25 protein-coding genes are annotated in these 25,021 nt (G+C 65.3%); 16 read left to right on the top strand and 9 right to left on the bottom strand.

The window, feature by feature from the left end; genetic code table 11:
• The first annotated feature begins 4 nt into the window (after window positions 1-4).
• From ACSHT2_RS33125 to ACSHT2_RS33100, 6 genes are read left to right on the top strand one after another with little or no spacing between them, the layout of a single operon-like run.
• On the top strand, window positions 5-886 hold the full coding sequence (locus ACSHT2_RS33125; protein ID WP_440639196.1) for an AAA family ATPase: 882 nt from the start codon (window positions 5-7) through the stop codon (window positions 884-886).
• Window positions 883-2,001: a vWA domain-containing protein gene (locus tag ACSHT2_RS33120; protein WP_440639194.1), complete on the top strand. Its 1,119-nt coding sequence runs from the start codon at window positions 883-885 to the stop codon at window positions 1,999-2,001. Before ACSHT2_RS33125 ends, ACSHT2_RS33120 begins: the two co-directional genes overlap by 4 nt.
• Window positions 1,998-2,882 carry an amidohydrolase family protein gene (locus tag ACSHT2_RS33115; protein WP_440639193.1) on the top strand — a complete coding sequence of 295 codons (885 nt, stop codon included), beginning with the start codon at window positions 1,998-2,000 and terminating at the stop codon, window positions 2,880-2,882. The genes ACSHT2_RS33120 and ACSHT2_RS33115 overlap by 4 nt, the downstream gene beginning before the upstream one ends.
• A gap of 30 nt (window positions 2,883-2,912) precedes the next feature.
• Window positions 2,913-3,761 (top strand): MBL fold metallo-hydrolase, encoded by an 849-nt coding sequence (locus tag ACSHT2_RS33110; protein ID WP_061882122.1) that lies wholly within the window; start codon window positions 2,913-2,915, stop codon window positions 3,759-3,761.
• A 19-nt stretch (window positions 3,762-3,780) separates the two neighbouring features.
• Window positions 3,781-5,355, top strand: coding sequence for an isochorismatase family protein (locus ACSHT2_RS33105; RefSeq protein WP_440639192.1), 1,575 nt, complete (start codon window positions 3,781-3,783; stop codon window positions 5,353-5,355).
• Between the two features lie 3 nt (window positions 5,356-5,358).
• Window positions 5,359-5,985: an FMN-dependent NADH-azoreductase gene (locus tag ACSHT2_RS33100; protein ID WP_440639191.1), complete on the top strand. Its 627-nt coding sequence runs from the start codon at window positions 5,359-5,361 to the stop codon at window positions 5,983-5,985.
• 29 nt (window positions 5,986-6,014) lie between these two features.
• Here ACSHT2_RS33100 and hydA read toward each other — a convergent pair whose 3' ends face one another.
• From hydA to ACSHT2_RS33075, 5 genes are read right to left on the bottom strand one after another with little or no spacing between them, the layout of a single operon-like run.
• A complete protein-coding gene (gene hydA, locus ACSHT2_RS33095; protein WP_440639189.1) occupies window positions 6,015-7,475 on the bottom strand; it encodes a dihydropyrimidinase in 1,461 nt (486 codons plus the stop codon).
• Window positions 7,436-8,167, bottom strand: a complete 732-nt coding sequence (locus ACSHT2_RS33090) for a maleate cis-trans isomerase family protein (protein ID WP_440639188.1) — start codon at window positions 8,165-8,167, stop codon at window positions 7,436-7,438. Before ACSHT2_RS33090 ends, hydA begins: the two co-directional genes overlap by 40 nt.
• Before the next feature lie 9 nt (window positions 8,168-8,176).
• Entirely contained in the window at window positions 8,177-8,953 is a 777-nt protein-coding gene (locus tag ACSHT2_RS33085; RefSeq protein ID WP_440639187.1) for an ABC transporter ATP-binding protein, read from the bottom strand.
• On the bottom strand, window positions 8,953-9,804 hold the full coding sequence (locus tag ACSHT2_RS33080) for an ABC transporter permease (RefSeq protein WP_440639186.1): 852 nt from the start codon (window positions 9,802-9,804) through the stop codon (window positions 8,953-8,955). The genes ACSHT2_RS33085 and ACSHT2_RS33080 overlap by 1 nt, the downstream gene beginning before the upstream one ends.
• Window positions 9,788-10,792, bottom strand: coding sequence for an ABC transporter substrate-binding protein (locus tag ACSHT2_RS33075; protein WP_440639185.1), 1,005 nt, complete (start codon window positions 10,790-10,792; stop codon window positions 9,788-9,790). The genes ACSHT2_RS33080 and ACSHT2_RS33075 overlap by 17 nt, the downstream gene beginning before the upstream one ends.
• A 128-nt stretch (window positions 10,793-10,920) precedes the next feature.
• On the opposite strand from ACSHT2_RS33075, the gene ACSHT2_RS33070 reads away from it, so the two are divergent.
• Entirely contained in the window at window positions 10,921-11,700 is a 780-nt protein-coding gene (locus tag ACSHT2_RS33070; protein ID WP_440642981.1) for a GntR family transcriptional regulator, read from the top strand.
• A gap of 3 nt (window positions 11,701-11,703) precedes the next feature.
• Window positions 11,704-12,453, top strand: a complete 750-nt coding sequence (locus tag ACSHT2_RS33065) for an aspartate/glutamate racemase family protein (RefSeq protein ID WP_440639183.1) — start codon at window positions 11,704-11,706, stop codon at window positions 12,451-12,453.
• On the opposite strand, the gene ACSHT2_RS33060 is transcribed toward ACSHT2_RS33065, so the two are convergent.
• Window positions 12,454-13,833, bottom strand: a complete 1,380-nt coding sequence (locus ACSHT2_RS33060) for an amidase (protein ID WP_440639182.1) — start codon at window positions 13,831-13,833, stop codon at window positions 12,454-12,456.
• Between the two features lie 88 nt (window positions 13,834-13,921).
• On the opposite strand from ACSHT2_RS33060, the gene ACSHT2_RS33055 reads away from it, so the two are divergent.
• From ACSHT2_RS33055 to ACSHT2_RS33040, 4 genes are read left to right on the top strand one after another with little or no spacing between them, the layout of a single operon-like run.
• On the top strand, window positions 13,922-15,016 hold the full coding sequence (locus ACSHT2_RS33055; protein ID WP_440639180.1) for an ABC transporter ATP-binding protein: 1,095 nt from the start codon (window positions 13,922-13,924) through the stop codon (window positions 15,014-15,016).
• A gap of 30 nt (window positions 15,017-15,046) precedes the next feature.
• Window positions 15,047-16,093, top strand: coding sequence for an ABC transporter substrate-binding protein (locus ACSHT2_RS33050; RefSeq protein ID WP_440639178.1), 1,047 nt, complete (start codon window positions 15,047-15,049; stop codon window positions 16,091-16,093).
• A gap of 2 nt (window positions 16,094-16,095) precedes the next feature.
• Window positions 16,096-16,959 carry an ABC transporter permease gene (locus ACSHT2_RS33045; protein WP_440639176.1) on the top strand — a complete coding sequence of 288 codons (864 nt, stop codon included), beginning with the start codon at window positions 16,096-16,098 and terminating at the stop codon, window positions 16,957-16,959.
• The gene (locus tag ACSHT2_RS33040; protein WP_440639174.1) at window positions 16,959-17,774 is read left to right on the top strand and encodes an ABC transporter permease; all 816 of its coding nucleotides are present in this window, start codon (window positions 16,959-16,961) and stop codon (window positions 17,772-17,774) included. The genes ACSHT2_RS33045 and ACSHT2_RS33040 overlap by 1 nt, the downstream gene beginning before the upstream one ends.
• On the opposite strand, the gene ACSHT2_RS33035 is transcribed toward ACSHT2_RS33040, so the two are convergent.
• Window positions 17,775-18,110, bottom strand: coding sequence for a hydroxyisourate hydrolase (locus ACSHT2_RS33035; protein ID WP_440639173.1), 336 nt, complete (start codon window positions 18,108-18,110; stop codon window positions 17,775-17,777).
• A 26-nt stretch (window positions 18,111-18,136) separates the two neighbouring features.
• Here ACSHT2_RS33035 and ACSHT2_RS33030 point away from each other — a divergent pair, with 26 nt between their 5' ends.
• Window positions 18,137-19,333, top strand: a complete 1,197-nt coding sequence (locus tag ACSHT2_RS33030; RefSeq protein WP_440639172.1) for an MFS transporter — start codon at window positions 18,137-18,139, stop codon at window positions 19,331-19,333.
• On the top strand, window positions 19,314-20,681 hold the full coding sequence (locus tag ACSHT2_RS33025) for an amidase (protein ID WP_440639170.1): 1,368 nt from the start codon (window positions 19,314-19,316) through the stop codon (window positions 20,679-20,681). Before ACSHT2_RS33030 ends, ACSHT2_RS33025 begins: the two co-directional genes overlap by 20 nt.
• Window positions 20,682-20,809: 128 nt before the next feature.
• Here ACSHT2_RS33025 and ACSHT2_RS33020 read toward each other — a convergent pair whose 3' ends face one another.
• Together ACSHT2_RS33020 and ACSHT2_RS33015 are read right to left on the bottom strand one after the other, a co-directional pair.
• On the bottom strand, window positions 20,810-21,064 hold the full coding sequence (locus ACSHT2_RS33020) for a hypothetical protein (RefSeq protein ID WP_440639169.1): 255 nt from the start codon (window positions 21,062-21,064) through the stop codon (window positions 20,810-20,812).
• The gene (locus tag ACSHT2_RS33015; RefSeq protein ID WP_440639168.1) at window positions 21,061-21,915 is read right to left on the bottom strand and encodes a helix-turn-helix domain-containing protein; all 855 of its coding nucleotides are present in this window, start codon (window positions 21,913-21,915) and stop codon (window positions 21,061-21,063) included. The genes ACSHT2_RS33020 and ACSHT2_RS33015 overlap by 4 nt, the downstream gene beginning before the upstream one ends.
• A 509-nt stretch (window positions 21,916-22,424) precedes the next feature.
• Here ACSHT2_RS33015 and ACSHT2_RS33010 point away from each other — a divergent pair.
• Both ACSHT2_RS33010 and ACSHT2_RS33005 read left to right on the top strand, forming a co-directional pair.
• A complete protein-coding gene (locus tag ACSHT2_RS33010; RefSeq protein WP_440639166.1) occupies window positions 22,425-24,248 on the top strand; it encodes a PAS domain-containing sensor histidine kinase in 1,824 nt (607 codons plus the stop codon).
• On the top strand, window positions 24,245-24,916 hold the full coding sequence (locus ACSHT2_RS33005) for a response regulator transcription factor (RefSeq protein WP_028179426.1): 672 nt from the start codon (window positions 24,245-24,247) through the stop codon (window positions 24,914-24,916). The genes ACSHT2_RS33010 and ACSHT2_RS33005 overlap by 4 nt, the downstream gene beginning before the upstream one ends.
• The last annotated feature ends 105 nt before the right edge of the window (window positions 24,917-25,021 follow it).

The following is a 25,021-nucleotide window of genomic DNA, read 5'->3' as shown; positions in this document are numbered from 1 at the left end:
GCCAATGGCGGTTCGCAGCAACATTGCCGGCATCGATAGCCCCGAAGCGCTGGAGAAGGCGCTTCGGGCAGCCTACTACCTTGCCGACGAGGGTCTTGCGACCGCGGCCTATCTCGGACTCGCACTTGGCAAGCCGCTGCTGCTCGAGGGTGCACCCGGCGTCGGTAAGACTGAAGCCGCGAAGGCCATTGCGGCCGTACTCGGCCGGCGCCTGATCCGCCTGCAATGTTACGAAGGCATCGACTCCTCCGCTGCGCTCTACGAATGGAACTATCCGCGCCAGATGCTCGCGATTCGGCAGGCCGGCGACGACAGTATCGACATCTACGGCGAAGCCTTCCTGATCGAACGGCCGATGCTGGCGGTGCTCCGCGCGCCCGATTCCACCGTGCTCCTGATCGACGAAATCGACCGTGCCGATCAGGAGTTCGAAGCCTTCCTGCTCGAATTCCTCTCGGACTTCCAGATCTCCATCCCCGAGCGCGGCACGATCCGCGCGGCCGAGCGTCCCGTGGTCGTGCTGACCTCGAACCGGACACGCGATTTGCACGAAGCTCTGCGCCGCCGCTGTGTCTATCACTGGATCGATTATCCTACCGCCGAACGGGAGGCACGGATCATCATGATGCGCGCTTCCAGCGTCGCCGAAACCACGGCGCGCGCCGTCGTCGCCGCCGTCGAGAAACTGCGGCGCGAGCCGCTGAGCAAGGCGCCCGGCATCGCCGAGGCTGTCGATTGGGCCGAGGCCGCGACGCTCCTCAACAGGGGCGGCGCGCGCTGGCCGGACGCCTTCAAACGCTCGATCGGCGTAGCGCTGAAGGATGAGGAAGACCTGCACTTCATCGCACCCCGGCTCGATGCCATGCTCGCGGAGGCGACCGCATGAGCACCGAGCTGCAGCTTCCGCGCGCTGCCCGCATCTTCGTTTCCTTCGCCGCGCTGCTGCGCGTCAACGGCTTCGCCATTGCGCCGGAGCAGACCACCGCATTTCTTACCGCAATCGCACTGCTGGGCCCGCGCGACCTCGCCGACATCAGGCAATCTGCGCTCGCCACCCTCGCCCCGCCGCCCGAGCGCCGCGCCACCTTCGACCGGCTGTTCGACCTCCATTTCCGCGGCAGCGAGGCGATCGAGCATGCCGAAGACGGCGAGGACGACGAGACCGTCCGTCTCCAGGAGGAAGGTCGCGGCGACGAGGAGCCCCTGCTCTCCGACGATGCCAATGAGTCCGGCCTTGCCGCGACGCGCGCCGAGGCGCTGGTCGAGCGGCGCTTCGCCCAACTCTCCACGATCGATGCGCTCCGGCGCCTGGCACGAGAGGCCCCTCGCCGCCTGCCGCGGCGACGCGGGCACCGCCGCATGCGGGCACGCCGCGGCCCCTTCGCCGATCTCCGCCGCACCTTGCGCGACAGCGTCCGCAGCGATGGCGAGATCCTGCGTCTCGGCCATTTGAAGCGGCGTCAGCGCCCGAGAAAAATCCTGCTGCTGATCGACGTTTCCGGCTCGATGAAGACCCGCACCGAAGAGAACATGAAGCTCGCGCACGCACTGGTGCAGGCCGCTCCGAACGTCGAGGTCTTCACCTTCGGCACGCGGCTGACCCGTGTCACCCGCGCGCTGCGGCTGAAACGCCGCGAGCAGGCGCTGAATGCGGCAGCGCATCTCGTCAGCGATTGGGACGGCGGCACCCGCATCGGCGACGCGCTGCAAGCCTTTCTCGCGGTCCCGCGGTTCGGCGGCTACGCCCGCGGCGCCGCCGTGGTCATCTTGTCCGACGGACTCGAGCGCGGCGAACCGGACGCCCTTCGCGACGCCGTCGCGAAACTGTCGCGGCGGGCTTGGCGCCTGAGCTGGCTGACGCCCCTCGCGACAGGCCCCGGCTTCCGCCCGCAGACCGAAGCGCTGGTCGCGATCGAGCGCTTCGTCGACGATCTCGTGGACGGCGGATCGAGCGCCTCGATCGTCGCCCATGTACTGGCCCTGGGAAGGAGAGCGGCGTGAACGATATTGTCGACGGCCATCATCACATCTGGCGGCAGGCCGATCTGCCCTGGCTGACCGGCCCCATGCAGCCCCGCATCTTCGGCCCCTACGAGCCGATCCGGCGCGATTATCCGATCCAGGAATATCTCGACGACCTCAAGGGCACCGGCGTCACCCGCTCCGTCTACGTCCAGACCAACTGGGCCAATGACCGTTTCGAGGACGAGGCTGCCTGGGTGCAGCAGACGGCCGATGAGCACGGCTGGCCGCACGCCATCGTCGCCTACGCCAACTTCGCAGCCGACGACGTGCGCCCGCAGCTCGACCGCCTCAGACGCTATCCACTGCTGCGCGGGGTGCGCATGCAGCTGCATTGGCACGAGAACCCGCTCTACCGCTTTGCGGCTCGCTCGGATCTTTGCGCCGACCCCATGATCCGCCGCAACGTCGCGCGTCTCGCCGACTACGGCTGGAGCTTCGATCTGCAGGTGTTCACGCCACAGATGCCGGAGGCCGCGGAGCTGGCCGACGCTTGTCCAGAGGTGACCTTCATCCTCCAGCATGCCGGCATGCTGGAGGACCTCTCACCGTCTGGCCGCAGCGCCTGGCGCGCCGGCATGGCGCGACTTGCGGCCTGTCCGAACGTGGTCTCGAAGCTCTCAGGTCTCGGCACCTTCATCCATCGCAACGATCCCGCGCACATCGCCGCCGTGCTCGCCGACACCGTCGCGATCTTCGGCGCCGAGCGCTGCCTGTTCGGCTCCAATTTCCCGATCGAGAAATTGTGGACCAGCTATCGCGAGCTGGTTGGCGCGTTTCGCGCGGCTGCCGCGCCGCTGAGTCCCGCGCAACAAGACGCGATCTTCAGCGCGACCGCGGCGCGCGTGTATCGGCTTTGAAAGAAAAGAAGCAAGGCAGGAGGAAACCGAATGGCGCTGGAGATCAAGATCCTGGACTACGGCGATATCGAACTGGAATCGAGCTTCCTGGTGCTCGGCCGCGACTGCGGCCGCACCCGCCGCGTCCTCACGCTCGGCTTTTTGATCCTCGGCGGCAAATATCCGGTCGTGGTCGATACCGGCTATCGTTCCAACCAGATCATGGAGACGCTGGGCATGCGGGGGCTTCAGTACCATGAGAACATGATCGAGAACCAGCTCGCGCGCCACGGCGTGCGCATGGGCGACGTCCGCTTCGTCTGCCACACGCATCTGCACATCGACCATGCCGGCAAGGACGATCTGTTTCCGATGAACACGACCGTCGTGCTCAACCGCAAGGAGCTCGAATATTCCGTCTCCGGCCTGATGCATCCGCAATATCCGGCCCCCGACATCAAGCACCTGATCGACCGCCTGCATACCAAGAGCGCGCTGCGCTTCCTGGACCTCGAGATCACCGGCCCGATCGAGCTGATGCCTGGCGTCTATTGCGACGCCGCCAATGCGCACACCGAGGGCTCGATGAACATCATCGTCGAGACCGCCGACGGCATCGCCACCATCTGCGGCGACGTGATCTACGATTTCAACGACCAGATCGTCACCCCTTTCCATGAAATCCACGATTGGGAGCCGCGCACCACCGGCAACCACGGCACCAGCAAGCGCGCGGAAAAGGCGGCGATCAAGAAGCTGCTGAGCAGCTCGCGCTACCTGCTCCCGGTCCACGACCGCCCCGCCAAGATCGAAGGCGGCAATGTCGTGGGACGTCTGCACGATCAGGTCCCGGGCCCGATCGTGCAGTCGCTGCCCGAGCGCAACTGGTTCCCGGCCTGATGTTGTCGAGGATCAACCGATGACGCATGTGACGTTGCGAAGCGAGTTCGACAACCTGATCGACCCCTATGCACCGGTCGCACAGATCGGCACCGGCTTCGATTTCACGGAGGGGCCGATCTGGCATCCGGTCGATCATTATCTGTTGTTCTCGGACATGCCGGGCGATGTGCGCCGGCGCTGGGATGCTCGACGGGGCGTCGTCGAAGTCAAGCGCCCGTCGAACAAATGCAACGGCATGACCTACGACGCCGAGCTCAACCTGATCGTCTGCGAGCACGCGACATCGTCGCTGGTCCGCGAACGCCCCGACGGACGACGCGAGGTGCTGGCCTCGCATTTTGGCAGCCAGGAGCTCAACAGCCCGAACGATCTCTGCGTGCACTCTTCGGGCGCGATCTATTTCTCGGATCCCTGGTACGGGCGGATGCCTGTCTATGGCGTCGAGCGGCCGCGCCAGCTCGGCTTCCAGGGCGTCTATCGGGTCGTGCCCGGCAGCGAACCGAAGCTTGTGGTGGAGCGAAACCTGTTCGATCAGCCGAACGGGCTGTGCTTCTCGCCGGACGAGAAGCTGCTCTATGTCAACGACACCGTGCAAGCCCTGATCCGCGTATTCGACGTCAACAACGACGGTTCGCTCTCGAATGCACGGGTGTTTGCGAGTGGCATCAAGTCCGAACTCGAATCCGGGCTGCCCGATGGCATGAAGTGCGACCAGCACGGCAATATCTGGGTCACTGCACCCGGCGGCGTCTGGGTCTATTCGCCGCGCGCCGAACTACTCGGCAAGGTCCGCGTGCCGGAGCTGGTCGCCAATCTTGCCTGGGGCGGGCCGGATTTCCGCACGCTTTATCTCACCTCGACGCATTCAGTGTACGCAATCCCGACCAGGGTCGGGCCCCGCCACGAGCCCTACATGAGCGGCAGGCGCACCGGCGGCGGAGCAGGCCCGAGCTCATCGCCAGCCTCGCCTGTTCTGACCGAAGGCGAGATGCGGCTCGATCCGCAGCGCTGCGCCATGATCATCCAGGATCTTCAGAACGACGTCATCATGGACGGCGGCGCTTTCGCCGAGTCAGGCGCGCCGGGTCATGCAAAGCAACAGCATGTCGTGGAGAATGTGCGACGTCTGGCGGAGGCCGCACGCGCCCGCGGTGTCGCCATCATCCATGTCTGGTTCGTCGTTGAGCCCGGCGCCCCCGGCGTCACGCTGAATGCACCATTGTTCGAGGGCCTCGTCGATAGCAAGGCGATGGTGCGCGGAAGCTGGGGCGCATCGCCTGTCTCCGGCCTCGAGCCGCGGCCGGGCGATTTCGTCGTCGAGAAGATGCGCATGAGCGCCTGGGAAGGCACGCGGCTGGAGACGATTCTCAAGGCCACCGGCCGCGACATGATCATCAATACCGGCGCGTGGACCAACATGTCGGTCGAACACACCGCTCGCACCGGTGCTGACAAGGGTTATTTCATGATCGTGCCCGAGGATTGCTGCTCGACGATGAATTCCGACTGGCACAATGCCTCGATCAATTTTGCCATGCAGAACGTCGCGGTCGTGACCAGGGCCGATACCGTCATCAGAGCGCTGGGATGAGCTGTGGCGAAGCTGCTGCATCTGACCTGCTCGCCCCGCGCCGATTCCGAGTCGAGTGCCGGGGCGCGCATCTTTCTCGACGGATTTCGCCAGGCGCGCCCGGATTGGGACGTCGACGTCATGGACATCTGGCGCGAGCGGATGCCGGAATTCACGGGCCCGATCGTCGAAGCCAAATATGCACGCATGAAGGCTCAGGCCTTCAACGACACCCAACGCGACAGCTTCGCCGAGGCCGAGCGAATGGCGCTGCGTTTTTCGCTTGCCGATCGCGTTCTGATCTCGACCCCGATGTGGAACTTCGGCATCCCCTACAAGCTCAAGCAGTGGTTCGACATCATCGTCCAGCCCGGGCTCACCTTTCGCTTCGATCCGTCGCAGGGATATTTCCCACTGCTGCAGGATCGGCCGACACTTGTAATCCTCGCCAGCGGCAGCGATTTTTCCACCGGCATGAACCGCGGCCGCACCGATATGGCAACGCCTTACTTACGGGAAATCCTGCGCTTCATCGGCATCAACAATGTCCGTTTCGTTCTGATCGGTCCAACCACCGGACCTCAGCAGCCGATCGATGCCGCCCGTAAAAGAGCCCATCAACGCCTCGCTGCAATGGCCACGACCTTCTAGAACTCCGCCTGACGGCGCATCGAGCTGGATCAGAGCAGGCTCGACTTGCCCCGGCTCAGCACATTACCTGCCCCCTTGGCGCCGACGATCCGACCCTGGTGATAGACCACTTGGCCGCGGGCGATCGTCGTCACCGGCCATCCCGTGACCTCGAAGCCTTCCCATGGCGTGTAGTCCGAGCCGTGATGCAGATCGGCCTGCCGGATCGGCTTCTTCAATTTGGGATCCCAGAGAACGATGTCGGCATCAAAGCCGACGCCGACCGAGCCCTTGCGCGGATAGAGGCCGTAGATCCGGGCGTGGTTGGTCGCGGTCAGCTCGACGAACTTTTGCAGGGTGATGCGTCCCTTCGAGACGCCCTCGGAGAACAGGATCGGCAGCCGGGTCTCGACGCCGGGGATACCGTTCGGCACCCAGCGGAACGAGGTGCGCGCATTCGGCGTCAGCTTGCCTTTGGGATCGTCATAGCGGAACGGGCAGTGATCGGACGAGAAGGTCTGGAACACGCCAGTCGTGATGCCCTCCCAGATCGCGTGCTGGCTCTCGACGTCGCGCGGCGGCGGCGAGCAGACATATTTCGCGCCTGATATGTCCATGTTCAGGCCCTTCATGTCTTCGGCCGTCAGCGTGATGTATTGCGGGCAGGTTTCCGCATGCACTGGCAAGCCGCGCTGCTGGGCCCAGCGCACCTGCTCCATCGCCTCTCGGCCCGAGACGTGCACGATCATGATGGGAACGCCGATCACCTCGGCATGGCTGATGGCACGATGCGTCGCCTCGCGCTCGACGGCCTGGGGCCGCGAGGTGCCGTGATAATAGGGCGCGATATGGCCTTCACGTTCCAGCTTGCTGGTGAGAAAGCGGATGGCGTCGTAGCCCTCGCAATGGACCATGACCAGCGCCTCCTCGCGGCGCGCCACCTCGAACACCTCGAGCAGCTGCTTGTCGCTGAGCACGAGGTCGTCATAAGTCATGAACACCTTGAACGAGGTATAGCCGTCCTTGACGAGAGCCGGCAGCTCCTGGCCGAGCACGACCGCAGTCGGATCGGAAATGATGAGATGGAACGCCGTGTCGATATAGCACTCGCCTTCGGCAAGCTTGCGGTAGTTCTCGACGCAGGTCCGCAGGGAGGTGCCCTTCTCCTGGAGCGCGAAGGGCAGCACCATGGTGTTGCCGCCGGCAGCAGCCGCGCGCGTCGCCGAGGCAAAGTCGTCGGCCATCACCACATCGGGGCCCGACGGCTGGGAGATGTGGACGTGGCTGTCGATGCCGCCCGGCAGCGCGAGCAATCCCGTCGCATCGATCTCGCGTGCCGCGCCCTCGATGCTGTCTGCAATGCTGACGATACGGCCGTCACGAACGCCGATATCGGCGCGAAACTCGTCGCTGGCCGTCACGATGGTGCCGCCGCGAATGGCGAGATCGAGCTGCGTCACTGAGGCCTCCGTCACTTGATGGCTGGCATTGTCTGGAAGATCCGGCCCCATTGCGCAAGGGCCGTCATGTCGCCGCCGGCGAGGCCGAGGGATCGCCAAAGCGTCACCGCGACCGAGTCGAGCACGGCGATGTCCAGCTCCCGCTCCAGCGTGGCCGCCAGCGCGGCGCCGTCGAGGTTGGTGCAGAGGATGACGATCGCGTCGGCACCCTCCGCCGCCACGGCCCGGATCATCTCGGCGATCGTCGCAGGTGTGACCTCGCCGAAAGAAAAATTGTCGCGCAAGCCGAGATGCCGCTCGGCATGCGGCGCGACTCCCTCCCCGGCCCAGACGTCCACGATGCGTTGCTGCACGTCATCGGTGTAGGGCGAGACCAATCCGACACGTCTGGCGCCGAGCGCGCGAGCGGCGTCAATGCAGGCAAGCGTGGACGTTGTCGCGGGGATACCCGTGCGCGCCGCGATCGCTTCGCACAGGCTTCTGTCGCGGCCGATCCCGAGCCAGCTCGCGGAGGTGCCGTTCCAGGCGATGGCGTCAACCTTGGCATCGGCCAGCAATTCCGCGGCCGGAAGCATCACGGATACGTCAAACTGGTTCAGTGCGGCGGCGTCGAGCGCAATCTCCGTGACGCGGAAGCGCGAGAAATGCGCAGTGACGCCGGGAGCGCCGGCCAGCATGGCGCTGGTGACGGGCTCAAGCACCGAATTGGAGGACGGCGTGATCATGCCGAGACGCTTGCGCATGCCGAAACCTTACGACGCCTGAGCAAAGCGCGTCGACTCCTCGCGGATCAGGGACAGGATGTGGCGCTTTGCGTCGTTGAACTCGGGGCTGGTGATATCGCGCGGGCGCGGCAGGTCGAAATTGACGGCCTCCCGGATCCGCCCCGGCCGCCTGGTCATCACCACGATCTTGTTGCCGAGCACCAGCGCCTCGTCGACACTGTGGGTGACGAACACGATGGTGCAGCGGCGCTTCTGCCAGATCGCGACCAGTTCCTCCTGCATTTCGAGCTTGGTCTGGGCATCCAGCGCCGCGAACGGCTCGTCCATCAGGATGACGCTCGGGTTCATCAACAGTGCGCGGGCGATGCCGACGCGCTGATTCATGCCGCCCGACATTTCGGCGGGATGATGATGCTCGAAACCGCGCAGGCCGACGAGATCGATGAACTCCATGGCACGGTGGTGCCGCTCGGCCTTGGCGACGCCCTTGAGCTTGAGATGGAAGGCGATGTTGTCGATTGCCGTCAGCCACGGCATCAGAGTCGGCTGCTGGAACACCACGCCACGGTCCGAACCGGGCCGCTCCACTTGCTTGCCATCCACCAGCGTGCGGCCGGAGGTCGCCTGCTCGAAGCCGGCGATGATGTTGAGGAGGGTCGACTTGCCGCAGCCCGACGGGCCGAGCAGGCAGACGAAATCATTAGCCTCGATGTCGAGATTGATGTTGTCCAGCGTCAGCAGGTCGCGGCCGCGCCGCTTATCGGAGAACACCTTGACGATGTTGCGAAGCTCGATTGCCGCCATCAGCCCGCCCTGCCCTGCACGGTGGTTGTCTGCTGCCAACGCAGCGTGCGCGCCATGATCGCCTTGAGGCCGAGGTCGGAGAGATAGCCGAGCAGCCCGATCGATATCATCGCCGAGAGGACGATGTCGTAGCGCAGGAAGTAGTAGGAATCCCAGAGCACGTAGCCGAGGCCGCTCTTCACCGCGACCATCTCGGCCGTGACCGTCAGCATCCAGGCCGAGCCGACCGCGATGCGCAGCCCAGCGAAGATCGACGGCAACGCCGCCGGCAGCACGATGTCGGTCAGCATCTGCCGACCGTTGGCGCCCATCATCGCGCCGGCCCGCACGAGATTGTGGTCCACGGTCTTGACGCCATGAATACTGTTCATCAGCACCGGAAAGAAGGCGCCGAGGAAGACCAGGAAGATCGCCGGCTTGTCGGCGATCCCAAACCAGATGATGGCGAGCGGAATCCAGGACACCGGCGGGATCGGGCGCAGCATCTGCAATGTCGGCTCCAACATCTTCTCGAACAGGCGCGACCAGCCGATCGCGACCCCGGCAACGATGCCGAGCGCGCTTGCCAGCGCAAAGCCGCCAAAGACGCGAAGAGCGCTGGCGAGTGCGTCGCGCAGCCAGTGGCCGGAATAGGTCTGAGTGGTCTCGTCGAAGCCGAACACCCAGTCGCCGAGCGCATGCAGCACCGCACTCGGCGCGGGCAGCAGCGCGGATGGAAGCAGGCCACTGCGGGCAAACGCCTCCCAGCCCGCAATCAGCAGCGCGGGGACGACGAGGCGTTCGAGCCCCTGGAACGCTCGCGTCAGCCGGAACGTCGGCCGCGCCGGCGAGACGTCAGTAACCGAGGTCATTCTTGGCCTTTCCCGTGGCCTTTTCCAGGAACGAATAGTCCATGTTCTTCTCCGCTTCCGCGGAGACGTCCTTGGAGATGTACTTGAGGTCGCGCATCATCGCCGCGATCGCCAGCGTCTGCGAACGATGGATCGCGGGATCGGGCGATGCATTTTTCAGCGCCTCGGTCGCGACCGTCTTGTCGAGGCCGGTGAGCTTGTTGATGACGTCGACCCACGGCGCCTTGTCGGCAATCAGTTTGTTGTCGAGTTCGACCACGGCGCTGACAACGCCCTGGACGCCGGCGCGCTGGCCCGCGATCACGTCGGAGCGGGTGACGATCAAATTGGTCAAATTGCCTGCGGCCTGTTCATACGGCAGCACGAAGTGCTTGCCGGCACCGGCGAGCCGGATCTGCGATGCAAACGGCTCGACCGAACAGATCATATCGACCTCGCCGCGCTGGAGTGCTGCGAGATGATCGGACGGATTGGGGATGTTGATGAACTGAACGTCCTTGTTGGGATCAACGCCCTGCTTGAGGAACGCCCCGCGCATGTGGATGTCCTGCGCATTGCCGCGGGAAGCCGCAACCTTCAGCGGCTGGCCGCCGCTCTTCGCCTTCGCAACGGTCGCCTTGAACGTGGCCCAGTCCTCGGGCGGCAGGCTCAGCTTCACGGAGGACAGGCATTCCGAGCCGCCATTGATCTGTCCGGACACGGCAACGACATCGAAGCCTTTATCGAGCGCGGTGATGTAGTGGAGATAGGTGACCTGCGCGACGTCGATGCTCTTCGATATCAAGGCGGTGAGAACGTCATTCCCCGAGTTGAAGCCGGTGGCCTCGACCTCGACGCCCTTGGCCATGCCTGGGATCAGCGACATCGGCAGGCAGTGCGCGCATTTGGCGTAGCCGAGCTTGATCTTCGCCGTCTGCGCCGAGGCGAGATCGCTTCCGCCTAGCATTGCCGCCATTGCCACTAGACCCAGTCGCAAACTCGTCCGCATCGCTTACTCCGCTTCGAAGGCGCGATATCCGCGCGTTGCGCAGGATCATCCGCCGCCCTTCGCCGCAGCGCAATCCATTTTCTGCATGCTGCATACAATTTGCGCGTTGTGCTATTGTTTTCAGCGAGATACGTCGGTATTTTAGGCAAGCCAACGAGCCGGAAACGGCTAAGATCAACCTGAAAAGTGAGGCATGCGTGCAGCCAAAACCGGAAGCGCCAAAGGGACGAAAGTCGCCCAAACTCAAGCGGATGGGCCTGCATGAGCGTGCCGCGGCGCGGATGCGGACGATGATCATTCGCGGCGAACTGCCGCCGGGTTCGCAGACCCAGGAGACCTGGCTGTCGAAGGAGCTCGGCGTGTCGCGCACCCCCTTGCGTGAGGCGATGAAAGTGCTTGCCGCGGAGGGGTTGATCGAGCTTCGACCCAACCGCAGCCCGCGCATTGCCGATATCGCGGCGGACGGCATCTCGGAATTGTTCGAGGCGCTCGCCGGTATCGAGCGACTCGCCGCCGAGCTCGCTGCGGAGCGCGCGACCGAGCGCGACCTCGCCCGCCTGCGCACGCTTCAGGCCCGCATGGAGGGTCATCACCGCAACGGCAAGCTGGACGACTATTTCGCCATCAACGGGGAGATCCACAACACCATCGTCCGCATGGCCCGCAACACGCCGCTGCGGGAAGCTCACGAAACGCTGATCTCCCGGGCCGAGCGCGCGCGATATCTCGCCCTCGGCGCCGATCGCCGCTGGAGCAATTCGGTCGACGAGCACGCCGATATCCTGGCCGCCCTCGAAGTGCGCGACGGCGAAGCGGCCGGCCGGCTGCTCGGCGCGCATGTCGCGCGCACCGGCACGGCCCTGCTCGAAGTCCTCGCCGCCTCTCAAACAAAGCGGACGGCGGCCTGAACCATGAAGCTGCTGTTGCTCAACCCGAACACCAGCGCCGAGATCACGCACCTGATGATGGGTGTCGGGCAGCGCGCGGTCTCGCCCGGGACGGAGCTGATCCCCTGCACCGCGACCCGCGGCGTGCCCTATATCGCGACGCGCACCGAGGCGCAGATCGGCGGGGCCATCGCGCTGGAGATGCTGGCCGAGCAGCACAAGACGGTCGATGCCGCGATCATCGCGGCCTTCGGCGATCCCGGCCTGTTCGCCGCGCGCGAGACCTTCGACATTCCCGTGGTCGGCATGGCGGAAGCGGCGATGCTGACCGCCTGCATGGCCGGGCGGCGCTTCGCCATTGTCACCTTCGCCCAGGCGCTTGGCCCTTGGTACGAGGAATGCGTCCGCGCCCACGGGCTGTGGGAGCGCTGCGCCGGCATCCGCATGCTCGATACGCCTTTTCAGGCCGTCTCCGAGGTCGGCACCGAGAAGGAGGACGTGCTGGTTGATCTCGCCCAGCGCGCCATCGTCGAGGATGAGGCCGATGTGCTGATTTTTGCGGGCGCCCCGCTCTCGGGCCTCGCCGAGCGCGTCGCCGACCGGATTTCAGTCCCCGTAGTCGACCAGGTCATTGCTTCAGTGAAGCAGGCCGAGGCGCTGGTGGCCCTGCGCCTGCGCAAGGCAACGGCGGGCACGTTCCGCCGGCCCGCCGCCAAACCGACCCTTGGTCTCGCCGCTGCGCTCGCCGCCCGGCTCGAGCATCGCGACAGCTGATCAGAAAGGCGGCCGCCGATGCGAAAAACCCAGTTCGTTCTCGAGGACACGGCCGAAGGCAAACAAGCGGGATTCGCCGCCCGGCGGCGCGATGATCTGGATGCCGAAGGGCAGTTCGCTCGCTTCTCGTCGTACTGGCATGGTCAGGACCGGAAAGCCGACCAGGGACACGATGAAAGTGACCGCGAGATAGTCGATCGGCGTCTCCAAAGCCGCCCCGTCAATTGCGGTGACATCGCCGATCTCGTTCGGCCAGGGGAAGACGGACGCGGCCGGCGCAATCAAGAAATCGGTACGGATGAACAGCTCGCGAAAGCTGCGGTAGATGGCGGTACGACGCCGTTCGGCGTTGAGGTAATCCTGCGCCGAGAGGTTCGCGCCGGCTTCGATATTCCAGATCACCGTCGGAGTGAGCTCCGCACGCCGGGTCCTCAGCAACTCGCCATAGCTGTTGGCGATGTGCGCGGCGCGCAGCATGCGGAAGGTTTCGACCGCGCCGATACAATCGGGCGAGGACGGCACGACGTCGGCAACCCTGGCCAGCGCCTCACACGCGGTAGTGAACCGCGCGCGAACGTCGCGTGCGACCGGTGCGACACCGAAATCGGGTGTGACGGCGATCCGGGGACGTCCAGCGATCGACCAATCGTCGCTGCTGACGCCGATCGATACGGGGTCGCGCACATCGCTTCCCTCGCACACGGACAGCGCAAGCGCGAGGTCATCGACACCGCGAGCAAGGAAACCGTGCGTGGCGAGCATGTCCCAGCCGAGCGGACGGAGCGGCGACGGAATGCGGCCGGGCGTCGGCCGGATCGAGGCGACGTCACAGAAGCTTGCGGGCGTGCGCACCGAACCGCCGAAATCGGTGCCGTGCGCCAGCGGCACCATGCCGGCCGCAACCGCGACGGCAGAGCCGCCGGACGACCCGCCGGAGGTCAGCGAGAAATCGAAGGGATTTCGCGTCGGTCCGCACAATCTGTTGGTACAGACCGCACCGAAGCCGAACTCCGGCGTGTTGGTCTTGCCGAGAATAATCGCGCCGGCGCGGCGCAGCCGCGCGACCACCAGATCGTCCTCCGCCGGGATATAGTTGCGGAACAGGGCCGATCCATAGCTGGTCGTCAGCCCAGCGGTGTCCGTAAGGTCCTTGATCCCAACGGGCACGCCGTGCAACGGCCCGGTCGGCGCAGGCGCCTCATCGCAGATTTGCGCGGCGCGACGGGCCCCCTCTGCGTCGACCGTGACGAATGCCGCCAATTGCACGTCACTGTGCGCAATCCGTTCGAGATGGGCATCGACCACCTCTCGCGAGGACAGTTCGCGCTTCGCGATGGCGCGCGCGATGGTTGTGGCGGAGAGGTCGCAAATCGATGTCATCGAGCCACCATGCCAAAACCCGCGCCGAAAAGCGACAGGCGCGGGCACGAGACTTGCTTACTCTTCTGGGGCAACGGGAGGCAACACCATGGCTGATGCGCCAAGCGGGCGTTCGCTCGTCGTCGACGCGGTCACTCACCGCTATCCGAGCGGCGCACTCGCGGTCGAGGACATCAATCTCGACATCAAGGGCGGCGAGATCATCGCCCTGCTCGGTCCGTCCGGCTGCGGCAAGACAACGCTCTTGCGTATCATCGCCGGCTTCATCGCGCAGACGCAAGGACGGATCATCATCGGCGACGACATCGTAGACACGCTGCCGCCGAACCGCCGCGCGGTCGGGATCGTGTTCCAGAACTACGCGCTGTTTCCGCACCTGTCGATCAGTGAGAACGTCGCTTACGGCCTCGCCGCCCGCGGCATCGACAAGGCGACGCGCCAGCGCGAGGCGCAACGCCTGCTGGAGCTGGTGCAGCTGCCTGCAATGGCCGAGCGGCTGCCGCGGCAGCTCTCCGGCGGCCAGCAGCAGCGCGTCGCGCTCGCCCGAGCGCTCGCGATCAAGCCGTCGATCCTACTCCTCGACGAGCCCTTTGCCGCGCTCGACAAGAATCTGCGGCTCGACATGCAGATCGAGGTCAAGCGGCTGCAACGCGTTTCCGGCATCACCACGCTCATCGTCACTCACGATCAAGAAGAGGCGCTGTCGATGGCGGACCGGGTCGCCGTGCTGAGCCACGGCAAGCTCGAACAGTTCGGCACACCGTCCGACGTCTACGACCGGCCGCAGACCTTGTTCGTCAACACCTTCGTCGGTTCGACCAACCGCATGCCCGGCGTGGTGGTCTCGGCGGACCGTACCGCCGCCAAGATACGCCTCGACGCCGGCACGGAGATCATCGCGCGGCCCGCTGGCGGAGCGCTCCGCGAAGGTGGCCGCGTCACCGTCTGCATCCGTCCCGAGCATCTGCAATTCGTCGGCGACGAGACCGGCTTTGCCGGCGTCGTCGGCATGTCGCTGCCGCTGGGAGCCACTGTCGTGCACGAAGTCACCACTGCCGACGGCTCCGGCGTCAAGGTCTCCCAGGCGCGCATCGGCGAGACGCGCGCCCTGGAGAACGGTGCCGCGGTGCGCCTCGCACCGCTCGCGCCGTCGCTCGCCAACGCCTTTCCCGCAACGCTTTGAAATGCAGTCATAGTCCAAATGGAGTTCGACATGATCCTCAACCGCCGAAGCCTGCTGACCACCGCCCTCACACTCGGCGCCATGAAAGCGTTTCCCGGACTGAGCTTCGCCCAGGCCCGCCCACTGGTGTTTGCGACCTTCACCGGAAGCTGGGAGGAAGCGCACAAGGCGGTGCTGGTGCCGGCCTTTCGCAAGGCGAACGCGGACGCTGCGATCGTGCTCGACCCGATGCTCTCGGTCGACCAGATCGCGAAGGTCAACGCCGCCAAGGCCAATCCGCCGATCGACGTGATGCTGCATGATCCCGGTCCTGCTCTCGTCGCCATCGGCCAGGGCCTGGTCGAGCCCTATCCGGTCGAGAAGAGCGCCTACTACAAGGACCTGATCGCCGAGGCACAGGAACCGATGGGCCCTGCCCCGTTCTTCCAGGTCGTCGGCCTCACCTACAATCCGGAAGCCGTCAAGACGCCGCCGACGTCGTGGGCCGATCTCTGGAAGCCCGAATTCAAGGGCCGCGTCGGCATCACCAACCTCAACTCGACACTCGGCACCGGATGGCTGGTCGAGATTGCCAAGATGCGCGGTGGCTCCGAAGCCAATGTCGATCCCGGCTTCAAGGCGCTGGAAGAGCTCAAGCCCAATCTCGCCGCGGTCGCCGCCAATCCTGGCGCGCTCGCGACCCTGTTCCAGCAGGGCCAGATCGACATCTCGCCAGGCAATTTCAACGCCATCCAGATCCTGAAAGCGCGCGGCGTGCCGGTCGAGTTCGTGGCGCCGAAGGAAGGCGCCATCGCCTTCAAGACCACGATCCACATCGTCAAGAACTCGCCCAACCGCGAGCTCGCCTTCAAGCTGATCGAGGCCGCGCTGACGCCCGAAGTGCAGACCACGCTGATGAACCCGCCCTATCTGATCGTGCCGACCAATTCCAAGGTCACGATGGGCGGCGAGATCGCGCGCGTGCTGGCCAAGGACACCGTCGAGCTGAAGAAGAAGTTCGTGTTCCAGGACTGGAAGAAGATCAACGAGCAGCGCTCGGCCTGGATCGAGCGCTTCAACCGCGAGATCAAGATCTAACAATGGGTGCAGCGCCGGCATCACGAGATGTGACGTCCTACGGGATGGGATTGGCAGCGCCGCTGGCGCTGTTCTTCCTTTTCTTCTTCGTTGCGCCGCTGCTGCAACTGTTCTGGCTCTCGCTGCACAACGACACGGCCGGGCTCCATTGGGGGCTCGGCCAGTACCTGCACTTCCTCACCGATCCATTCAGCCTGGGCGTGCTCGGCTCGACGCTGCTGCTGGGCGCCGAGGTAACCGCCGTCTGTCTCGTGCTCGGCTTTCCCATCGCGTGGCTCTATCAACGAGTCGGACCAAAGCTTCAGACCATCATCATCCTGATCGTGCTGCTGCCGCTTTTGACCAGCGTGGTCGTCCGCACTTTCGCCTGGATCGTCATCCTGGGCCGCCAGGGCATCATCAATGCGACACTGCAATCGCTCGGGATCATCGATACACCGTTGAAGCTGCTTTACACACAGTTTGGCGTCGTGATCGCTCTGGCACAGGTGCAGATGCCCTTGATGACCCTACCGCTGATCACCGCGCTCGGCCGCATCGACCCCAATCTCAACGATGCGTCCTGCTCGCTCGGCGCCGGAAGCTGGCGCACCTTCTTCAGGATCGTGCTGCCGCTGTCCCTGCCCGGCGTGATCGCCGGCTGCACGCTGACCTATGCCGCCGCGATCACCGCCTTCATCACCCAATCGCTGGTCGGCGGCGGGCAGATGCTGTTCATGCCGATGTATCTCTATCAGCAAGCCTCCACGCTGCAGAACTGGCCGTTTGCTGCGGCGATCTCGATCATCTTCCTGCTCGCCGTGCTCGCGGTCGTCTCGGTCTTCACCACGCTCGGCCGCCTGTCGCGCGGCTATGGAGGAGCGTGATGAGCGGCCGCAGGCGTACCCTGGAAGCCCTGAGCTTCGAGCTGGTCATGACCGTGATCGCGCTGATCGCACTGATCATCATCATCGCGCCGTCACTGATCGTTGTGATCGTCTCCTTCACGAGCGGCTTCTCGCTGCGCTTCCCGCCGCCGGGCTATTCGCTGCGCTGGTATATCGAGCTCTGGAATGCCTGGCAGCTGCATTTCGCGGCCAAGAACAGCCTGATCGTGGCGTTGTGGGCGACCGGCCTCTCCGTCGTGCTCGGCGTCGCGGCCGCGCTCGCGATCTCGCGGTCGCGGACGCTGTCCGCACGGCTGCTCGATTCCCTCTTCATGTCGCCGCTGGTCTTGCCGGCGCTCGCCTTCGGCCTTGCCGCCCTGATGCTGTTCTCGCTGGTCGGCCTGCCGGTGTCGCCGCTGACGCTGGTGATCGGACACACCGTGGTCTGCGTCCCCTATGTCGTGCGAAACACGGTCGCGGCCCTCGCCCAGCTCGAGCCGACCCTGCTCGAAAGCTCGGCCGTGCTGGGGGCAAGCCGTCTCTACACGTTCCGCCGCATCGTGCTGCCGCTGATCCGGCCCGGCATCATCGCCGGCGCCTTCATCGCCTTCATGTCGTCCTTCGACAATGTGCCGGTCTCGCTATTTCTGCGCGATGCCGCGACCGACATGCTGCCGATCCGGATGTGGCAGGACCTCGAGGGCAAGCTCGACGTCACCATCGCTGCGCTGTCGGGCGTGCTGATCATCGCGACCGTCGCGCTGGTCGCGGTCATGGAGCGCGTCACCGGCCTGTCGCGGCGGCTGACGAACTGATCAGGCGCCGCGGAACAGCGAATAGCCCCAGCGCGTGAATTTCAGCGGCAGATGAAAATGCTCATCGACATGCTTTATGCGGAAACGGAACGGCGACACGGTCAGAAAGCCGTCGCTGTCACCAAAGAACTCTCCGAGATGAAACAGGACCTCGTACTCGCCTGCCGTCACACCAACGCCTTGCGCGACGGCATGATCGAGCACGCCATTGGCGCCGAGTCTCCCGTCGGCGATGCGCGAGGAGTCCGGATCGATCCGCCAGATCTCGACGCGCAGCCCCTGCGCGGGGCGCCCGCTCGCCACATCGACTGCGTGAATGGAAATGCCGCCTGCCACGATGTACCTCCCATGAGCACGCCGCCATGGTAGACGGAAACGCGGCCGTTCGACCAGCACCCGCATTGCTGCCCGCCCTTGGCGCGATGACCTCGCTGCAGGCCCTCGTTGCGCTTGCCTTGTTCGCGCCTGGCGTGGTCGCGCCGCGCGCCCATATCGAGGTCTGGCAGCTCTCGATGTTCTCCTGCGCCGTGTTCGCCGTCGGCATCCCAGCCTCGTTCTGGGGCGGCAGCTTCATCGCGCGGGTTGGCTCGCTGCGGATCGCGAGCCTGTGCGCGGCGGCCATCGTCGTCGGCATGGCGCTGGCCGCGCTCGGATCGACCGCCGCCCTGCTGGCCGCGGGCCTCTGCCTCGGCTTTGCCATGGGGCCCGAGACGCCGGCGAGCGCGGCGCTGCTGGCACGGCTCGTGACCGCCGAGCGCCGCGCCTTCGTCTTCTCCGTGCGCCAGACCGGCAACCAGATCGGCGCGGTCTGCGGCTCGCTGGCGCTGCCCGCGATCGCCATCGCGTTCGGGCCGGCCTGGTGCTATGCGGCCGTTGCTGCCTTGGCGCTGCTGGCAATCGCGCTGTTCGAACGGCTGCGGCCAGCCTACGCCGGCAAGCTCGTCCCGCCCCCGAAGCTCGATCTCCGCGCGCGGCTGGCGCTGATGACGGCAGACCGACGCATCGCGATGCTGGCGCTGGCCTCGATGCCGTTCAGCGCGATGCAGGTGTCGCTCAACACCGTCTTCGTCATGCTCGGCACCCGCGAGCTTGGCCTTAGCCATATCGAGGCCGGCATGGCGCTAGCCTGCGCGCAGGCCGGCGGGCTGGTCGGACGGCTCGGCTGGGGCTTCGTGGCGATGCGCCTCAATGCTTCGCGTATGGTGCTCATCGTCATCGGCCTCGGTATGGCCTTCTGCGCCGCGCTGCTGGGCCTCGAAGGCGCCTCACTCGGCCGTACCGGTCAGTTCGCAATTGCGGCATTGTTCGGCCTGACGGCATCGGGCTGGAACGGCGTTTTCATCGCCGAGATCGCCCGCCTCGCGCCGCAGGACCGGATCGGCGAGACCACCGGCGCGGTGCTGACCGCGTCCTATGCCGGCCTGCTGGCGGCACCCGCGCTGGTGTCGATCCTGGATGGTGTGGCCGGCCTCGGCACAGCCTTCTTTGCCTTGGCCTGCCTGGCCCTCTGCGGCACGGTGGCGCTGATCTGGGGAGGCCATGACAATGCCAGCGCATAATGCCCGCGGGATCACCGCCGATGTCGCCGCTGGACGGACGAGCGCCGTCGAGACTGCAAAGACCGCGCTCGCGCGCATCGAGACAGCCAGGAAGTTGAACGCGGTCGTCACGATCGATCCCGAACGCACGCTGGCCGACGCTGCGGCGGTCGACGATCGCCTGCGTGCCGGCGAGACAATGCCGCTCGCCGGCGTCCCCGTCATCGTGAAGGACAACATCTGGGTCGGCGGCTGGCGTGTGACGCAGGGCTCGCGCCTGTTTTGCGATTTCATCGCACCGCACGATGCCATCGCGATCGAGCGCCTGCGCAAGGCCGGAGCGGTCGTCGTCGGCATCGGCGCAACATCCGAGTTCGCCTGCAAGGGCGTCACCACCTCGCCGCTGTATGGACCAACGCGGCATCCCCTCGATCCTGCGCTGACCCCGGGTGGCTCGTCGGGGGGCCCGGCGGCTACAGTTGCGGCCGGCCTCGTGCCGCTCGCGATCGGCACCGATGCGGGTGGCTCGAGCCGCAGGCCGCCAGCCCATGTCGGGGTCGCCGGCTTCAAGCCGTCCTATGGCGCGATTCCCTATGGGCCAGGTTTCGCCGAGCCCTTCTTCGGCCTCTCCGTCATCGCACCGATCGCATCTGATGCGGCCGATATCGCACTGGCGTTCGAAGCCATGGTCGGCGCTGATCCGCGCGATCCGGATTCTGCCGTCGTGGGGCAGCGGGCCGAAGACATCGGCGGCCAGCGCATCGCGTTCTCGCCGCGCCTCGGCCTCGATGTCGCGATTGACGACGTCGTCGCGAATGGGCTCGCCGCCGCTATCGACCGTCTTTCCGCGGCGGGTTTGCGCATCACACAACGCGATCCCGTCTGGCCGGCAGGCGCCACGGAAGACGCCATCATGCCGCTTCAGCATGCGGGTCTCGCGGCGCTCTATGGCGACTCCTTCCGCAAGGATCCGACCGTCTTCGATCCCGATGTCGCCAAGCAGATCGAGCGGGGTCTCCTCTGGTCGGGTGCGGAGGTCGCCGGAGCGCTGCTCGCGAGCGCCGCGATCGCCAATGCCTTCGCAGCCTTCTTCACCGAGGTCGACCTGCTGCTGACGCCCACCGTTCCATGCGTCGCGTGGCCGCTGACGCAACTCGGCCCGGACATGATCGGTGGAAAAGTCGTAAGCCCGCGTGCCCACGCGGTGTTCACGCCCTTTATCAATCATGCCCACCTGCCGGCGATTTCGATTCCGTGCGGAACGGATCGGTGCGGGCTTCCATTCGGCCTTCAGATCATCGCCGCGCGCGGACAAGACCGCTCGCTGCTCGGAGCAGCGCAAGAGATTGAGGCCATCCTGCGAGTGTAAGTCCTGCCGTCACTGAGCGGCACATCGACCTCGAACCCTGCTCGCCATGCGCATCTCGGAGCGCTCGGCAATAATGGGCCCGTCGAGCCGACTGCGGAACCGCTCGTATCGGTCCAATGCCTTCTGTTTCAAGGCTGCGGGATCGCCTCCTCGATCGACCGGTCCATCAATGCATAGTGCGCAATGCCTCCGACAATAGTCCTGCAGAAGTTCAGAGTGAAGCGACCGTAAAGAGCGCCTAACCCGGATCCTGAGGTTGCAAAGCGATAGGAGGCACCGAGGACACGAGCGATCTCGAACAATCCCATGAGCTCGTGGTACACCAGCGCCGACTGAATGCCGAGCAGCGGCAGCAACAGGGCCTGCATACCGACGCCACTCATGACACCCTCGCTTCGGGGCGCGGCAGCGGCAGGAATTGCGCAAGATGAGCACTCCTCCACTGATATGGCGTATTGCCGGCGAAGCGCTTGAACACTGTCGTGAAATGAGCCTGCGTCTGGAACCCGACGGTCAAGGCGATGTCGACGAGCGAGATGTCCGGCCGCTGCAGCAATTCCTGAGCACGCTCGATCCGCCGCTTCAGCAAATATTCGTGCGGCCGCATGCCGACGGCCGCCCGGAACTGCGCGGCGAAGTGCATCCGGCTGAGGCCGGCAACGGCAGCCAGATGCTGCAAGGTGACCTTCGCCTCCAGATTGTCGTCGATGTATTGCATGACGCGCTTGAGGCGCCATTTTTGCAGCGACCGCACCGCCCGGCAGGCGTGCCCTGCGCGGTCACTCTCGGCCGGCTCGGACTGGCCTCGTCCGACCGTCGTCCCCCCGCTGGCCTTGCGGGTCAGAATGGCCAGGCGCAATGCGTCGACGAGAATGGCGGAATGCGGATTGTGCATGGCTTTGGTTGCCGCGAGGGCATCCGAGAGGCGCCGCATCACCGGGTCCGCGCCCTCCTCCGCACCCGTCTCCCGATCGGACTCTGCGGACGCGTGCGCAAGGCGTTTCGCGGACACCCTGAAGCTCGGCCCGCCACTGGCAGATCCCTGCACATCCGGTGCTGGTGGCTCGATGGCCAGCGCAACATCCAGATGCACGAGGGAGAGCATCACCGCCTCCTCGCCGGAGCGCGACGAACGTTTCGATAACCGCAGCTGCGGGCCGTCGATGGGAGAGACGTCCATCGTGGCGGCGACATGATCCTTGGCATTTTGCGAGTATGATATCTGCAGCGACATCGTCGAAGCTCCTTGTCCCAATTCGCACCAGCAATGCCTGGCCGGCTTGTCCGAATGCTATGGGAGCAGAGTAGTTCGGCGATCCGCCCGCTCCATTCTACGCGCGGGTGCATGGATAAGGTCTCGGGTTGACCGCGTCATACGTAGGTATGATCCCGGGCGAGAGGGCGAGCGGAACACTTCGCCTGCATCTACCCGAGGCCTGCAGCTCCGCCCGCCTGCGGTAAGTTGACGCGTCCGCGACCGGCAAAATCACCGATAAGCCGTGTTCCGCTGGGGAATCTCCGTGCCGGCGCCCACGCCGGATCGACTATCCACGAGGTCTTCCAAGAGAGCACGAAAATCAGCTGACGGGATATTGTGGGCGCGATCAAATCGCGGCATCAACGCCGCTGCAATGAGAAGAAGCCCCGCCTGCGACGATGACGAACTTTGATCGGCCCACAGGTTCATCCATGAGCCGCGCCGGTTTGCGGTTCTGGTCCGCCGTCCTCGCCCTTGCGGTCTTCATGGTCGACGTGCTGACGCCGCTCGAGGGCGCGGTCGCGGTTCTCTACGTCGTTGCGATCCTGCTCGCTGCGAGTACGAACCGGCGCAACGACATCATCGTCGCCGCGATCGGCTGTGCCGCCCTGACGGTCACGGCGTATCTGTTGTCGCATGATCACGAGCCCATCGGCTCACCGGCCCTTCGTGCCCTGGTGAGCCTCGCGGCCATCGCCATCACCACGCTGCTCGCGCTCCAGAATCATGCCGCAACCAATCGTCTGGCGGCGCAGGCGCGCCTGCTCAACCTCTCGCATGACATGATTTTCGTCCGCGATCGCGCCGGCGTGATCAATTTCTGGAACAGGGCCGCGGAACAGACCTACGGCTGGTCGGCCGACGAGGCGCTCGGGCAGCTCGCCGACAAGCTTCTGCGAACCAGCTATCCCGACCGGAGGGAAGCCATCGAGGCCACCCTGCTCGATACGGAGCGATGGGAAGGCAGGGTTGAACAGCGCACGAAGACTGGCGCCACCCTCGCGGTCGATGCCCGCTGGGCCCTGCAACACGACCATCTCGGCAAACCCGTTGGAGTGCTCGAAACGCACACCGACGTCACGGACCACGTGGCGGCGCACAGCGCGCTGGTGCAGAGCGAGCAGCGATACCGCCGAATGTTCGACGCAAGCCGGATCGGCGTCGTCGAGGAAGACTGGAGCGGACTGCGGACCGCGCTGGATTCGTTACCTACCCGAGGCGCGGAACTGCGCGATTACCTGGCACGACATCCCGATTTCGTCCGTCATGCCCGCGGACTCGCCAAAATCACCGACGTCAATCCTGCCCTGCAGAAGATGGCGGGGGCAAGCAGCTCTGCGGAATTCATCCAGAACGTGGACAAGCTGCTGGGCGAGAACGATCGCAGTTTCCTCGACGCGCTGGTGGCATTCGCGGAAGGAGAGCGGTTCCACGAAGGGGAGACCGAGCTCGTGCGCCTCGATGGACGCAAGGTTCCCGTGCTGTTCACGATCACCTTTCCGCCTCAATCCGACGAAGATCATAACGTGCTCGTCTTCGTCGTCGACATTACCGAGCGCCGGCAGGCGCAGGATGCGCTGCTCGCGGCGCAAGCCGAGCTCGCTCATGCTGCGCGCGTGGCAACCCTCGGCGAGCTCAGCGCGTCGATTGCGCATGAGGTGAACCAGCCGCTCGCGGCGATCGTCACAAGCGGCGAGGCCGGCTTGCGGTGGCTGCGGCGCGACGTACCCGACCTCAAGGAGGTCACGACGTCGATCGGCCATGTCGTCGCTCAGGGGCGCCGCGCCAGCGAGATCGTGACCCGCATCCGCACCTTCCTGAAGAAGGACGCGCCCCAGCGGGATATGCTGCAAATCGGCGAGATCATCGAGGAGGCGACTGCACTGGTCGCGCGCGAACTCGCCAAGGACAAGGTCACCCTCACCGTCGAGTCGCAGCCCAGCCTGCCACCGATTCGCGGCGACCGGGTCCAGCTGCAACAGGTCCTGGTCAACCTTCTGATCAATGCCGGCCAGGCCATGTCAGGCCAGCCCGGTTCCCGCACCATCACGCTGCGCGCCGGCAGCGAGGACAGTGAAACCCTCGCCATCATGGTACAGGATAGCGGCCCGGGCATCCAACCTGAGGACCTGCCGCGCCTGTTTGATCCGTTCTTCACGACGAAGGATGGCGGAATGGGCATGGGGCTTGCGATCTGCCGAACCACGGTGGAAGCTCACGGCGGCCGGTTGTCGGTGGCGAGCACTCCGGGCTCGGGAACGACATTCCACCTGACATTGCCATTTAGCCAAGAACACGCTCTGCCATGACACGACCAAACCAGGCGCAGCCGCCCGCCCAACCCTCCAGTGCATTGGTGATCGTCGTCGACGACGACGAAGGCATCCGCGCCTCGCTCGACAGCCTGTTCCGATCCGTCGGCCTGCAGACGCGCCTGTACGGCTCGCCCGCCGAATTGCTGGCCGGCTCGCTGCCCGACGGTCCCGGCTGCATCGTGCTGGACGTCCGCCTCCCGGGCGTGAGCGGGCTCGATCTGCAGAGCCAGTTCGTCCGGCAAGGCATCAGCTATCCGATCATCTTCATGACCGGCCACGGGGACATTCCGATGTCGGTGCGTGCCATGAAGGCCGGCGCCGTCGACTTTCTTTCCAAGCCGTTTCGCGACCAGGACATGCTGGATGCCGTGACCGCGGCGCTCGAGCGCGATGCGCAGCACCGTGCCGAAGCCGCGGCCAAGGAGGACATCCGCGCCCAGTACGAGACCCTGACAGCGCGCGAACGCGAGGTGATGGGCCATGTCACCGCCGGCCTGATGAACAAGCAGGTGGCGGCCCTGATCGGCCTCAGCGAGATCACGGTCAAAATCCACCGCGGGAACGTCATGCGCAAGATGGGGGTTAGGTCATTGGCCGACCTCGTTCGCAAGGCCGAGGCGCTCGGAGTTTCCCAAACCCGCAGGACTACGGACCAAACCTGAGTATAATTTCGGCGGTCCGGGCCCCGGGTGCATAAGGCGTTATCGGCCGCGCAACGGGAGATATCCTCCTTGCCTTGCGGAACACCGCGGTCAGGATTGAGCGCA

It is taken from the genome of Bradyrhizobium sp. PUT101, assembly GCF_052043945.1.
GTDB lineage: Bacteria > Pseudomonadota > Alphaproteobacteria > Rhizobiales > Xanthobacteraceae > Bradyrhizobium.
Note: the sequence above shows the minus strand (reverse complement) of the source record. Positions and strands in the feature narration are given on the sequence as shown.